14 protein-coding genes are annotated in these 12829 nt (G+C 42.8%); 10 read left to right on the top strand and 4 right to left on the bottom strand.

The annotated features are described in order from the left end of the window. Positions 1-30: 30 nt before the first annotated feature. The gene (locus tag CN378_RS09235) at positions 31-801 is read left to right on the top strand and encodes an alpha/beta hydrolase (RefSeq protein WP_098351601.1); all 771 of its coding nucleotides are present in this window, start codon (positions 31-33) and stop codon (positions 799-801) included. Positions 802-830: 29 nt separating this feature from the next. Here the strand turns inward: CN378_RS09235 and CN378_RS09230 are convergent, their stop codons facing one another. Then, positions 831-1247: a universal stress protein gene (locus CN378_RS09230; protein WP_098351600.1), complete on the bottom strand. Its 417-nt coding sequence runs from the start codon at positions 1245-1247 to the stop codon at positions 831-833. Between the two features lie 276 nt (positions 1248-1523). On the opposite strand from CN378_RS09230, the gene CN378_RS09225 reads away from it, so the two are divergent. The 4 genes from CN378_RS09225 (at position 1524) to arsC (ending at position 5259) form a co-directional block, all read left to right on the top strand. Further along, positions 1524-3005 (top strand): SulP family inorganic anion transporter, encoded by a 1482-nt coding sequence (locus CN378_RS09225; protein WP_098351599.1) that lies wholly within the window; start codon positions 1524-1526, stop codon positions 3003-3005. 187 nt (positions 3006-3192) lie between these two features. After that, positions 3193-3498, top strand: a complete 306-nt coding sequence (locus tag CN378_RS09220; RefSeq protein ID WP_179884859.1) for an ArsR/SmtB family transcription factor — start codon at positions 3193-3195, stop codon at positions 3496-3498. 14 nt (positions 3499-3512) lie between these two features. Then, positions 3513-4811, top strand: a complete 1299-nt coding sequence (locus tag CN378_RS09215) for an arsenic transporter (RefSeq protein ID WP_098351597.1) — start codon at positions 3513-3515, stop codon at positions 4809-4811. A gap of 28 nt (positions 4812-4839) precedes the next feature. Further along, a complete protein-coding gene (gene arsC, locus CN378_RS09210; RefSeq protein WP_098351596.1) occupies positions 4840-5259 on the top strand; it encodes an arsenate reductase (thioredoxin) in 420 nt (139 codons plus the stop codon). 163 nt (positions 5260-5422) lie between these two features. On the opposite strand, the gene CN378_RS09205 is transcribed toward arsC, so the two are convergent. Then, the gene (locus CN378_RS09205) at positions 5423-7027 is read right to left on the bottom strand and encodes a M4 family metallopeptidase (RefSeq protein ID WP_483295074.1); all 1605 of its coding nucleotides are present in this window, start codon (positions 7025-7027) and stop codon (positions 5423-5425) included. A gap of 337 nt (positions 7028-7364) precedes the next feature. Here CN378_RS09205 and CN378_RS09200 point away from each other — a divergent pair, with 337 nt between their 5' ends. Together CN378_RS09200 and CN378_RS09195 are read left to right on the top strand one after the other, a co-directional pair. Next, the gene (locus CN378_RS09200) at positions 7365-8033 is read left to right on the top strand and encodes a Type 1 glutamine amidotransferase-like domain-containing protein (RefSeq protein ID WP_098351594.1); all 669 of its coding nucleotides are present in this window, start codon (positions 7365-7367) and stop codon (positions 8031-8033) included. A 72-nt stretch (positions 8034-8105) separates the two neighbouring features. Further along, positions 8106-8846 (top strand): class I SAM-dependent methyltransferase, encoded by a 741-nt coding sequence (locus CN378_RS09195; protein WP_098351593.1) that lies wholly within the window; start codon positions 8106-8108, stop codon positions 8844-8846. A gap of 93 nt (positions 8847-8939) precedes the next feature. On the opposite strand, the gene CN378_RS09190 is transcribed toward CN378_RS09195, so the two are convergent. Beyond that, the gene (locus tag CN378_RS09190; RefSeq protein ID WP_179884858.1) at positions 8940-9755 is read right to left on the bottom strand and encodes an STAS domain-containing protein; all 816 of its coding nucleotides are present in this window, start codon (positions 9753-9755) and stop codon (positions 8940-8942) included. A gap of 255 nt (positions 9756-10010) precedes the next feature. Between CN378_RS09190 and CN378_RS09185 the strand changes: the two genes are divergently transcribed. Both CN378_RS09185 and CN378_RS09180 read left to right on the top strand, forming a co-directional pair. Further along, complete coding sequence (locus CN378_RS09185; protein ID WP_098351591.1) at positions 10011-10577, top strand: GNAT family N-acetyltransferase; 567 nt, start codon at positions 10011-10013, stop codon at positions 10575-10577. Between the two features lie 121 nt (positions 10578-10698). After that, positions 10699-11520: an MBL fold metallo-hydrolase gene (locus tag CN378_RS09180; protein ID WP_098351590.1), complete on the top strand. Its 822-nt coding sequence runs from the start codon at positions 10699-10701 to the stop codon at positions 11518-11520. Between the two features lie 142 nt (positions 11521-11662). Here CN378_RS09180 and CN378_RS09175 read toward each other — a convergent pair whose 3' ends face one another. Continuing rightward, the gene (locus tag CN378_RS09175) at positions 11663-12205 is read right to left on the bottom strand and encodes a GNAT family N-acetyltransferase (RefSeq protein ID WP_098351589.1); all 543 of its coding nucleotides are present in this window, start codon (positions 12203-12205) and stop codon (positions 11663-11665) included. A gap of 327 nt (positions 12206-12532) precedes the next feature. Between CN378_RS09175 and CN378_RS09170 the strand changes: the two genes are divergently transcribed. Next, positions 12533-12799, top strand: coding sequence for a CD3324 family protein (locus CN378_RS09170; RefSeq protein ID WP_098351588.1), 267 nt, complete (start codon positions 12533-12535; stop codon positions 12797-12799). The last annotated feature ends 30 nt before the right edge of the window (positions 12800-12829 follow it).

Genomic DNA, 12829 nt, shown 5'->3' with positions numbered 1-12829 from the left:
TAGATAAAAAGCACTGGAGGAGTAAATACAATGTATGAACATGTTGAAGTCACCTTAACTCCATTTAATAGGAAGAGAACGGTCCGTATCTATTTGCCTGATGATTATCCTGAGAAGGAATCGAAAAGGTACAGTGTCCTTTATATGCATGACGGGCAAAATCTTTATCGTGATGAAGATGCAGGATACGGGATGTCGTGGAGGATTGGGGAATATTTAGATAAGGCAGATATGGATCTCATCGTGGTGGGGATCGACTGCAACGAGGGTCTAAAACGGTTGGACGAATATGGTCCATGGGAAAGCAATGCGATGGCGGATGTCTTCTCGTCGGATCGAACATCGATAGGAGGAGAAGGGAAAGAATATATTGACTACATAGTGAAGGAATTGAAGCCGTTCATCGATCATACCTACAGGACCAACCCGGAAAAAACGAGCATGGCAGGAAGTTCAATGGGTGGACTGATTTCTACCTATGCTGCGTGTAAATACCCTCACATTTTTAAGAGAGTCGCCTCCATCTCATCCGCATATTGGTTTAATCAACTGGATATAGAAAACTTTATTCAAGAGAGTGATTTATCACAAGTGGAGCGTTTTTACATGGACATCGGGACTAAAGAAAATACGGAAACGATCGATGATGTAACGTATATCGATTCAAGCAGGGATGTCTATCGACTCCTTAAGGATAAGGTTAAGGATTGCCGCTTTGAAGTAGTTGAAGGTGCAGAACATAATGAAATCGCATGGAGAGAAAGGGTACCAAGGATCTTCGATTATTTGTTTAAGGATTGAAGAAAGACTTCCATTTTGGGAGTCTTTCTTTATTTCACGATCATGACGGGGCATTTTACCCGTTTGGCTACTTTATGGCTCACACTTCCAAGAACCATTTCCTGAAATACATTCAATCCGCGGCTGCCGATGACGACTGCGTCAAATTCATGAGTATTCGCATACTCCACAATGGTAGGTCCCGGTTCCCCATGTAAAAAGATGATTTCATACTCTATTCCATCATGTTTGGCCTTTTGCTCAATCAGTTGAAGCTTTTGTTTGCGCTTGTCACTTGCATTCAGACCCCAATGATGCAGAACGTCCTCTTTTGAATGCTTGCCATCTATGACATATACAATATCGATTTTTGAGCCTTTCTGGCAATTTGCGAGAGCAATCGCTTTTTCTCCAGCCCTCAAGGAGTGTTCGGATCCGTCAGTAGCAAGAAGAATGCTTTTGAACATGGACTTTTTCCCTCCATCCCCTTAAATCGTTTAGGTTTAGTATTTAGTTCTAGTTTATTCTTCATATTCCTTTAAAGAATGAAAGAAATTTTTTACAACTTATTGAAAGAGAGCATAAAGTGACGAAAACAATAGAAAATGAAAGAAATATGCTTTTGTTTACGCTTTCATTACAATTTCACAAATAGTTTTATCCATTATATAATGTCCCTTGTGTTAAACGGCCCCGACTTTCATGAGAGTTGAAAGTCACCATTTAAAAGGAAGAGGTGCATTATGAATTTAAGTGAAAAAATTAAATATGAATGGTTTGGAAATGTGAGAGGGGATATCTTATCAGGTATCGTCGTTGCCATGGCTTTGATCCCTGAAGCTATCGCATTTTCCATTATTGCAGGTGTAGACCCGATGATTGGATTATATGCCTCATTCTGTATTGCAGTGGTCATAGCATTTGTAGGTGGACGACCAGGGATGATATCCGCTGCTACAGGGGCGACGGCTCTGTTGATGACAACGCTTGTGGCTGATCACGGATTGCAATATTTACTGGCGGCAACGATTTTAACAGGAGTGATCCAAATTGTCATGGGTGTCCTTAAATTAGGGCGTTTAATGAAGTTTGTACCACGTTCTGTTATGGTCGGATTCGTCAACGCATTGGCCATCTTGATCTTCTCGGCACAATTGCCTCATTTTGTTGGTGAGTCCTGGATTATGTATGCTATGGTTGCCGGAGCGCTGGCCATCATCTACATTTTGCCGCGTTTTACTAAGGCTGTTCCATCTGCATTGGTAGCGATCATAGCGGTTACCGTATTTGCAGTGTTAACAGGAAGCGGTGTTCGCACAGTCGGGGACATGGGGGAACTAACACAAACGTTACCTCTGTTCTTGATTCCTGATATTCCTTTGACATTCGAGACATTACAAATCATCTTCCCTTATTCTTTATCTATTGCCATCGTTGGATTGGTTGAGTCTCTCTTGACTGCTTCCATCGTCGACGATATGACGGATACAGCGAGTGATAAGAACAAGGAAGCAAGAGGTCAGGGGATGGCCAATATCGTGTCTGGATTCTTTGGTGGAATGGCCGGATGTGCCATGATCGGCCAATCTGTCATCAACGTGAAATCCGGAGGAAGAGGAAGACTTTCCGCTCTTGTTGCAGGGGTCTTCTTAATGATCCTGATCCTTGTACTGAATGATTTCCTGGTTCAGATTCCAATGGCTGCCCTTGTCGGGGTCATGTTCATGGTATCGATCGGTACGTTTGATTGGTCATCCCTAAAGAACCTGCATAAAACACCCTTTACCGATACACTTGTCATGGTCGTAACCGTAGGAACTGTATTATTGACGCATGACCTTTCTAAAGGTGTTTTGGTAGGGATCATCTTAAGTGCCGTTTTCTTTGCTTCTAAAATTTCAAAAGTGCAAATAACGACCTTGGCTTCTGAGGATACACATAAGAAAGTGTACAGAGTTTCAGGGCAATTATTCTTTGCTTCTGTCACTGAATTTGTGGAAAGCTTCGATTTCAGTGAAGATATTAAAGAAGTGACATTAGATTTGACTCACGCTCATCTGTGGGATGATTCCGCGGTTGGAGCGATTGACAAAATCGTGATCAAATACCATCAGAATGGTGTGAAAGTCAATCTGATCGGTCTGAATACAGAAAGTAATAAGTTAATCGACAAACTGGCCGTTCATAATAAGCCGGGTGGATTGGATAAAGCCGTTAACCATTAAATCGTCATTTAAAAAGTCCTTGATCAGATGATCAGGGATTTTTTATTGGAAAACACTTGATAGAATGATATAACTATTTTATTATATAATCATGTGCTTATATGTGTGGATGATAGACCTTACTACAAAGTTTCGGGGGTGTGAAAAATTGCTTTCTTCTATCATACAAATTGAAAGGGCGGCAACGATGCTAAAACTACTGGGAGATAAAACCCGTCTGACCATGGTGAAGTTACTGGACACGAATGACTGTTGTGTCTGCGAATTTGTAGAGATCTTCAAGATGAGTCAACCGGCCATCTCTCAGCATATCCGGAAATTGAAGGATGCCGGTATTGTGAATGAATCAAGAAAGGGCCAATGGGTGTTTTACTCTCTTAACAAAGACAGTGATACGTATCCTTTTGTTCAAAGTTTATTGGAACATCTGCCTGATCAAAATGACCGACTGGCAGAATTAGAAAAACAAGGATTGCGAATTTCTTGTCATTAATAGGAGGGTTTTAATTGTTATCCGTCATTTTAGCTACCGTGATCTTCGCGGTTACCCTGGTGCTGGTCATCTGGCAGCCAAAAGGCTTATCGATCGGCTGGTCTGCCTGTGGAGGGGCGGTCCTTGCACTCCTGGCGGGAGTTGTCGACTTCCAGGATGTTATGGCTGTCACAGCGATTGTATGGAATGCCACGCTTGCATTCATCGCCATTATCATCATTTCATTAATTTTGGATGAAATCGGCTTTTTTGAATGGTCTGCTCTTCATATGGCAAGGGCGGCAAAAGGAAATGGCGTAAAAATGTTCGTGTACGTTTCCCTGTTAGGTGCGGTCGTCGCCGCTTTTTTCGCCAATGATGGAGCTGCATTGATCCTGACGCCGATTGTGTTGGCTATGGTGAGGAACCTGAACTTCGAAGAAAAGATGGTGTTTCCTTTTATCATGGCTAGTGGATTCATTGCCGACACAACATCCTTGCCGCTCGTGGTAAGTAATCTCGTGAATATCGTGTCTGCCGATTTCTTTGATATCGGATTTGTGGAATATGCCTCCAGAATGATTATTCCGAACTTTTTTTCTTTGATTTCGAGTATTCTGGTTCTGTATCTGTTCTTTAGAAAAAGCATCCCAAAGAATTATGATGCAAGCCAATTGAAAAAACCAATTGAAGCGATTAAAGATCAGCATATGTTCAAGCTTTCATGGGTCGTACTGGGTATCCTCCTCGTTGGTTACTTTATCAGTGAATCCATACACATCCCTGTATCGATCATCGCGGGGATTGTATCCATATTCTTTCTACTGATGGCCAGAAGAAGTTCCGCAGTTAACACCAGAACCGTCATTAAAGGGGCTCCATGGGCCATTGTCTTCTTCTCAGTCGGAATGTACGTAGTCGTTTATGGCTTGAGGAATGTAGGACTGACGAATGTGCTGACCGATGTCGTCCAGGTTGCGGCGGATCAAGGGCTTTTTGTCGCCACGATATCAATGGGATTCATCGCGGCCATCCTGTCCTCGGTCATGAACAATATGCCGACGGTAATGATCGATGCGATTGCCATCATGGATACGAGTACGACCGGTGTCATCCGGGAATCCCTTATCTATTCCAATGTCATAGGTTCGGATCTTGGTCCAAAGATCACCCCTATCGGTTCACTCGCCACTCTTTTATGGCTGCACGTCCTATCATTAAAGGGAGTGAAAATATCGTGGGGGCAGTATTTTAAAACAGGGATCATTTTAACTTTACCGACCTTATTTATAACCCTGGTTGGTCTATATATCTGGTTATTGATCCTATCGTAAAATTTACAATTAAAGGAGCTCGATTGATATGACTAGAAAAACACTATACTTTTTATGTACAGGCAATTCCTGCCGAAGCCAGATGGCGGAAGGCTGGGCAAAGCACCATTTGGGGAAAGACTGGGACGTGAAGAGTGCCGGTATCGAGGCACACGGGCTGAATCCCAATGCAGTAAAGGCCATGAAGGAAGCGGGGATTGATATTTCAAAGCAAACCTCAGACGTTATTGATCCAGAAATCTTAAACAATGCCGATTTAGTCGTCACGTTATGCGGTGATGCAGCCGATAAATGCCCGGTGACACCTCCGCACGTCAAACGTGAGCATTGGGGCTTTGATGATCCTGCCAAAGCAGAAGGAAACGATGAAGAAAAATGGGCATTTTTCCAACGAGTACGCGACGAAATCAGCGATCGCATAAAGACATTTGCTGAAACAGGAAAGTAATTAAATAGGAAAGCGGATCCTTCAGCGCTGAAGGATCCGCTTTTATTGTAAGAGGGACGGACCTCCCATTTCGTTCTACATAACCCAATGGACCCTGTTTACATCAGGCACTTGGATAGAAGGGAATGACGTTTGGGAGGTCCGTCCCTCCAATGAAAATTCTTTAGTTGATACCAACGGCGTCAAAGGACAGCTTTACAGCATTGACTTCTTGAGAGGTGCTTCCGTATAAGTCGGTGGCTGATTGAATGGCGGCGGCTCTTGCCTGGCTGAAAGTGGAAGAGGCTGTCAGGTACACCGTATTCATTCGATAGTAGATATCACCAAGCTTCTCACGTCCGATCCCAGGGACGGTCACCCCATAATGAGAGCCGCCCTCACTTAATAAATAGGCTTGTTTGTTGATGATACCACTGTTCGTGTGCACCCCTCCATTGTCACCGGTCCCCGTATAACGTTTTGAATAATGATCCGGATCGCCATATTTCACAGGGTTGCTCATAGAACGTAGGGCATCTCCTGCGGTCCCGGGTGTATAAATATCTTCTCCGATTTCAAAGTCCGGATTAAATCCATTCTCATACTCTACCAATGTTCCAAAAATATCTGAAATGGCCTCATTTAAAGCTCCCGATTCATTTTGGTATACAAGATCAGAAGAGAAGTCTGTCACGGCATGGGTGAGTTCATGGGCAACGACATCAATTCCCCCTGAAAGTGGTGCGAAGGTAGAGCCATCACCATCCCCGTACACCATCTGTGAACCGTTCCAGAACGCATTATTATATCCATTGCTGTAATGAACGGAGGATACTAATCGGGCACCTTGATTATCGTATGAATTGCGATTGAACTGTTCTTTATAATAATCATACGTGACCCCTGCGAAATAATGAGCGTCAACCGCCGGAGCATCATACGCGGCATTCAACACATTATCACTATCCGACCACAGTGTACCGGGTAAGAAAAATTGTGGGAAAAAGGTGCGGTTGTTCATGTTGTATGTATACACGCCGTTTCCCCTTGTATTATCCTGCAAGTAGTACTTCCCGCTTGATAGGGTTGTGTTCAGCGGCTTTGTTTCCCCCAGCACGCCTTTTCCCGTCCCGACGCTATCCGTTCCGCTGACTTCATGCATATCATTGTATTTATTTAAGATCTCCCCCGTCGCTGCATCAATAAAGTAATTCCAGTTACCGGGTGCTGGTTCTAAATAATTCAGGTTTACAAAGTAAGCGAACGAAGCGCTTCCATCATGTGTATAAACGACTAATTCCGGTTTTGCATCTTTTTCTAATTTCGGTTGGACCTCAAGGTCTTCTTTAGCGATCTGTATAGCCTTCTTTGGGTGTAGTCTCTTTTTGGAGGATGACATTTTATTATCCAAATCTGCCACAACCGAACCGGAGAATGCTTGAAGAACACCATTTTCCTTTACGACGGCTGACTGTGTGGACCCCCAGACAGGCACACCATGATAAGTTTGCTGAATGCGGACGACGGTATTCCCAAGGCTGTCTTTTTCGACAGAGAGTACGTTGAACTGCTCGTCTGCTTTTTTGTCAGAAAGCTTAAACGTCTTCTTATTCTGTTCCACAAAGGAGAGGACAACGGATTCCGCATTTTTAGCGGAAGGAGCGGTTAATACACCTGATATGAATTCAGGTGTTCCCGCTTTGCTCATTTGGAAGTGCGCATTTTCAGAAGGAGCAGCTAAACTCCCGGTGGCAAGCATCCCTGAAAGGATGCCCACGGATAATCCCATACCAATGATTTTTTTCTTTTTCAATTCATTTCCTCCTCTTTTTTCTAATTATTCTGTCAACAAAAGGTTATCACAGGATACGAAGAGACGGTATTGAGAAAATGCAGGACTAATTACGTGTAAGGAACGCCCTCTATATACTCCAAATCCGGAAAATTTTCATGAAATAAGCCTGATTTATGAAAAGAAACAAAAATAATCCATAATATGGAATCATGAGGGACGGACCTCCAAGTTCAGGATAAAAAGTAGCGTGATCACTATTTATTGCTATAATTAACAGTATCAGGAATGCATTATTGGAGGTCCGTCCCTCCAGTAGGAAGGGGTAGATGAAATGGGTGGATTGTATCTTTCTGGTGGTGGGGATGAGAAGCAGTCGTGGGGGATTGACAGTGTGTTTGCAAGGGAATTGGGCAGGGGAGAACCATTATTGTACCTGCCGATTGCCATGGATCAGGGTGAGATTCCGTATGTAGAGTGTTATGAGTGGATTCAGGGTGTATTTGCTCCCTTTGGTATAACCGATATTACCATGTGGAGAAATCTTAGGGGCAAGACTCTGGATGATCTTAAGAAGTTTTCCGCTGTGTATATTGGTGGTGGAAACACATACCGCTTAATGCATAGCATTCTTCAAGCAGATTTCCACAGTGCATTATCGACCTTCAAAGAGGGTGGAATCATCTATGGGGGAAGTGCCGGAGCCATCGTGTTGGGAAGCAATATAGCAACATGCGCACATATGGATGAGAATGCTGTTGAGTTGAAGACCATAAATGGATTAGGCCTAATTCATGACTATTCAATATGGTGTCATTACACGGATGATCATGATCCTCTGATCCACCAATTTATAACGGCCAATCAGCAATCTGTCATAGCCTTGAGTGAAGAAACCGGATTACAAATGAAGGATGGCAGAATGGAAGTGTTAGGCACCAGCCCAGCCTATGTTATGGATAGAGATATGAAGCGGAGGATAGAGCCGGGTTGCATCATTTAAAGTTCCACGCACCGCTCTTTCTATGGATTTTAGCTATAGTAGTAGATAATGAGAAGAGAAAGAAGGAGACCTATGAAGCAAAACATTTACGATGATCCTGCATTTTTTGAAGGTTATATGAAACTGCGGGATTCTGGAAAGACATATAACGATTTCCTGGAACAGCCTGCCATGAAAGGAGAGCTGCCAGACCTTAAGGGGAAAAGGGTGATGGATCTCGGCTGCGGGACAGGTGGCTTATCGAAACATTGTATTGAATTGGGGGCTGCTTCCGTCCTGGGAGTGGATATTTCAGAGAAAATGATCAAACGGGCGTTACAAGAAAATCATGACGGAAGAATACAATACATCTGCAGTCCGGTTGAAGACCTGTCTGTTTCTAAAGAGTCGTTTGACCTGATTGTAAGCTCACTTGCACTTCATTATGTAGAAGATTATGAATCTCTAATAGAGAAGCTCCACTCCTTATTAGCGCCGGGCGGCATGCTTATTTACTCCATTGAGCATCCCATCGTCACGGCAAGGAAAGATATGAACAATTGGTGGGTAAATCCTGAGGGGGACCGGATGCACTGGGCATTTGATCACTACCGGGAGGAAGGGAAACGGGAGCAGCATTGGTATGTGGATGGTGTGATCAAATATCACCGGACCATTCCTACCTTGATGAATGGGCTGATCGAACATGGCTTCATGTTGGAAAAAGTGCTTGAACCCCTGCCCACTCAGCAAGGTCTGGATCTCTTGCCGAATTTGAGGAATGAAGAAAGAAGACCTTCATTCCTCATCATTAAATCAAGGAAAATAAGCTGAGTAATTCCCAAACAGTAAGGATAAATCCAAGCATGTTTGTCAATCGAAAAAGGACTCCAAGTTCCGGAGTCCTTTTTCGTACAGATCAAACGTTTAATGTGCTTCAACGGCTTTGTTGAGTGTTTGATAGATTTTAATACTTGAAATATTGATGCCCATTTGAACAAATTCGATACTCATCTCTGGACGCATACCAGATAAAATCGGTTCGATTCCAAGTAATTTAAGACTATCAATCAGTTTCATGATCCCTTGTTGGAATAACGGATTTACTTCATACACACCTGAAAGATCGATGATCAAGCGGTGAATCGAAAGTTTCTTGCACTCAAGGAGAACATGCTCTGCCATCATTTCTCCACGGACTTCATCGACTTGACCGATAAGAGGAAGTACAGCAAGATCCGAGAAGATCGGTACGACAGGAGTTGATAGGGACAGGTACTTTTCCTCGGAGATTTTCAGCTGCTCATCTGCATACTCACTATACGCTTCACAAAAGGCGGAAATCATCGTCGTGAAAGATTGATCAATATCATGTGTAATAGTCAAAAGGATTTCTTTCGTCAATGTATCGTCATTGTGAAGGATGATATCTTCTAAAACCACTTTTTTATATAAGGAGGATTTACTTATCGACGTATTGAGGGGAACGCCTTGACCGGAAGCAAGTCTTCCAACTTCTTTTCCCCAGTCATATGTATGGCTGTCAACACTTTCTCCTTCTAGTAAACTCCTGCCAATGAGTTCAATAAGCTGAATAAAATACGGCAGGCTGTCAGCTCTTCTTTCTTCCATATAAAGGGAGGGGTAAGTGAATACAAGTTCAGAGAAGATCGTATTGGCGATTTCCCCTTTTCTTTCCATTAATTGATCCCCGATGGAAGTGGTGATTGTGTGGTGAGTCATTTTCATCCTCCAGTTGAAACTTTTTCTTTTATTATAGAGCATTACACATATTTAGTATAGGCGAAAAATAGTATACCAGGTATATTGACAAAATGAGGAGAGTTCCTTTATGATTCCAATAATTTAAAATATTTCCAATTGTGACGATGATAATGATGAAGCCGCTATGCCGATAAACCGAGGCGGTGACTCTCGTCCTCAAGGTCTCGTTCTTGAAGGTGGGAGCTTTTTACTTTATTAAAGGAGTGTTTAGAAATGAATCCAGTTTTAGTGGATGTACCTACAGTGATTGAAACCGAAAGATTAGAATTAAGGATGCCCCAACCGGGTGACGGTCGTGCAGTCAACACAGCGATCAAGAATTCCTTATCTGAATTACAGCCCTGGCTGGGCTTCGCTCAGAGCAACCCTTCCCCGGATGATACGGAAGCCAACACACGGGAAGCATACGCGAAATTCCTTACAAGGGAAAGTTTGAGATACCTGATCTTTTTGAAACGCACGAATGAATTTGTCGGTTCAACCGGGTTCCATAACATCGATTGGAGTGTCCCAAAATTTGAAATCGGATATTGGATCGACACCCGGATGAGCGGGAATGGATACATGGGAGAGGCGGTCGGGAAATTAAACGATTTTGCCCTGAATGAATTGGGTGGAAAAAGAGTGGAGATAAGGTGCGAATCCACGAATGACAAAAGCAGGGCAATTCCGGAAAGACTTGGTTATGACTTGGAGGGAATCCTGCGTAATGAAGACCTATCTGTTGATGGAGAACGTTTAACGGATACGTGTGTGTATGGAAAAATCTCTGAAGGGTGAAAAGCATTTACACGATTTAAATGCATTACTGAATGAGTAAAGGTAGTTTTTGCAGGTAATGGATTTATTCGATAGAATCATAATGTAATAATTTCCAATAATGATAATAGGAGGTTTTCAATTGCAGAAGTACATATGTGAAACATGTGGAGTTCAATATGAAGAATCGACAGTGGTCCCAGATCATTGTGTCATCTGTGAAGAAGAAAGACAATATGTCAGTCCTGCCGGTCAAACATGGACCACCTTGGAAAATATGAAGAGGGGATCATTTAAGAACATCTTCACTCTTGAAGAGTCAGGGTTGTATAGTTTGAAGACAATGCCTGAATTCGCGATCGGTCAAACGGCTTATCTGGTTCAACAGGAGGGATTTAACCTTTTATGGGACTGCATCTCGTACCTGGATGAAAAAACGATCAGTGAGATCACGAATTTGGGAGGATTGGATGCCATCGCATTATCCCACCCCCATTATTATTCCACACAGGCAGAGTGGGCGGAAGTCTTCGGGGTCCCTATATACATACACGAGGATGATCGGGAATGGGTGATGAGGGAAAGTGAACACATTGTATATTGGTCCGGCGAGTCTTTAGAATTAAATAGTGGACTGACCATCCAACGTCTGGGCGGTCACTTTAAAGGCGGTGCCGTACTTGAATGGAAAGCAGGTTACAAACACAAAGGCATCCTCCTTACAGGGGACATCATCCAGGTCGTGGCTGATAGGGAGTGGGTCAGCTTTATGTACAGCTATCCAAATCTCATCCCCCTGCCTGCATCAAAAGTAAAAGAGATGGCGTCCGTTATTGAAGGTTTGACATTTGAACGGCTATATAATGCCTTCCACCGGGTTGTGAAGGAGAATGCTCACGAAAGAGTGAAAATGTCTGCAGAGCGATACGTGAAAGCTTTGGAGGGAAGATTGTTTGATACTTGAGGAGATCGAAACATTTCGTGGAAAGGTAATCTGGCTGATTCCTTAAAAAACTGAATGGTTTTTTACTTTTTATGAATCCGATCTAAATGATTGAAAAACAACCAGCCTATACATCCCTGGCTGGTTGTTTTTTAATACAAGGTTAAGAAGTCCAATCTTTTTTCAACATACTATAGGTTACAAGGTCTTCATAGTGATCATATAACCATTGACCATCCCGCGTGACCCCTTCTTTTGTAAACCCCAACCGTTCGGGGATACCCATGCTCTTCTTATTGTTAAAGGCACATTGGATTTCTACCCTGTTAAGATCCATTTCATTAAAAAGATAATTTAATAGAGAGGACATGGATCGTGTGATGATCCCTTTTCCTTGTGCCTCTTCCGAAAGAAGATAGCCGATGCTTGTGCTCCTCGTTTTCCAATCGATATAATGGAGCCCGATCATCCCGACTAATTGCCCATGATAACGTAAACCCGCATCGAATCCATTATTATCAGCATAATTTCGGATCCAGATGGGGATGACCGGCACCAGATCCTCTGGGGACGTGCGTTTATCCACCCATAGCAGCCACTGACGGAGATGCTCCCGGTTAGAATCAATCAGTTCATACAACTCCTCTTTATGATGCTGCTGGAAAAGCTCGATGGAAATTTCTTGATCAACCGTGAATGAAAACATGGGAACCGACTCCTTTGTAGTATTTAGAAGATTATACCATATTCTACATATGTTCAACTGCTTTTTATTTAAATGGTAACGCTGAAAAGTAAAGTGAAAAAAAAGGTGATTTATTTTATAATAGAAGAAAATGATTTGAAGGAGGTGGTGACTTGGCTACGATGACAATCTTGCCAGAGTCCCGAGCGTCTCATGCAAAGCCTATTATTAGAAAGGCGATACTTTGCATGGGGCGGTACCTGATCTAATCGCCATGAAAGTACATTTCTAGTAAGTCGGCTTTGCACCTTATTGACTGATTCATTCAAAAATAAGGAGCTGACTGAAATGAAATATGTGAAAGCGGAAGCTGTGTTACCTCAATCGTTGGTAAGGGAGATCCAAAAATACGTTCAAGGTGAAACCCTCTATATACCAAAACCGAAAGCCGAGTATCGAAAATGGGGCAGCCGTTCCGGTAGCAGAAGGGCCATTGATGAACGAAATGCAGAAATCAAAGCAGCTTTCTTACATGGAAAGACGATTCATGAACTGGCAGATGAATATTACCTTTCAAGTGAAACAATCAAGAAAATCGTTTACAAAAAGCGCTGAGATCTATCAGTGCTTTTTTTTTCTGTGTAA

The sequence above is a fragment of the Bacillus sp. AFS015802 genome (genome assembly GCF_002561455.1).
Lineage (GTDB): Bacteria > Bacillota > Bacilli > Bacillales > Bacillaceae_B > Rossellomorea.
The sequence above is the reverse complement of the archived record's forward strand: the minus strand, read 5'-3'. Positions and strand labels throughout refer to the sequence as shown.

What these genes read in the sequence shown, in the direction of transcription:
- CN378_RS09220 (WP_179884859.1), top strand. Translation starts at nt 3,193, where the DNA reads ATGCTAAAACTACTGGGAGATAAAACCCGTCTGACCATGGTGAAGTTA.
- CN378_RS09170 (WP_098351588.1), top strand. Translation starts at nt 12,533, where the DNA reads ATGAAATATGTGAAAGCGGAAGCTGTGTTACCTCAATCGTTGGTAAGG.
- CN378_RS09195 (WP_098351593.1), top strand. Translation starts at nt 8,106, where the DNA reads ATGAAGCAAAACATTTACGATGATCCTGCATTTTTTGAAGGTTATATG.
- CN378_RS09225 (WP_098351599.1), top strand. Translation starts at nt 1,524, where the DNA reads ATGAATTTAAGTGAAAAAATTAAATATGAATGGTTTGGAAATGTGAGA.
- CN378_RS09185 (WP_098351591.1), top strand. Translation starts at nt 10,011, where the DNA reads ATGAATCCAGTTTTAGTGGATGTACCTACAGTGATTGAAACCGAAAGA.
- CN378_RS09230 (WP_098351600.1), bottom strand. Translation starts at nt 1,247, where the DNA reads ATGTTCAAAAGCATTCTTCTTGCTACTGACGGATCCGAACACTCCTTG.
- CN378_RS09190 (WP_179884858.1), bottom strand. Translation starts at nt 9,755, where the DNA reads ATGACTCACCACACAATCACCACTTCCATCGGGGATCAATTAATGGAA.
- arsC (WP_098351596.1), top strand. Translation starts at nt 4,840, where the DNA reads ATGACTAGAAAAACACTATACTTTTTATGTACAGGCAATTCCTGCCGA.
- CN378_RS09175 (WP_098351589.1), bottom strand. Translation starts at nt 12,205, where the DNA reads ATGTTTTCATTCACGGTTGATCAAGAAATTTCCATCGAGCTTTTCCAG.
- CN378_RS09200 (WP_098351594.1), top strand. Translation starts at nt 7,365, where the DNA reads ATGGGTGGATTGTATCTTTCTGGTGGTGGGGATGAGAAGCAGTCGTGG.
- CN378_RS09205 (WP_483295074.1), bottom strand. Translation starts at nt 7,027, where the DNA reads ATGGGATTATCCGTGGGCATCCTTTCAGGGATGCTTGCCACCGGGAGT.
- CN378_RS09235 (WP_098351601.1), top strand. Translation starts at nt 31, where the DNA reads ATGTATGAACATGTTGAAGTCACCTTAACTCCATTTAATAGGAAGAGA.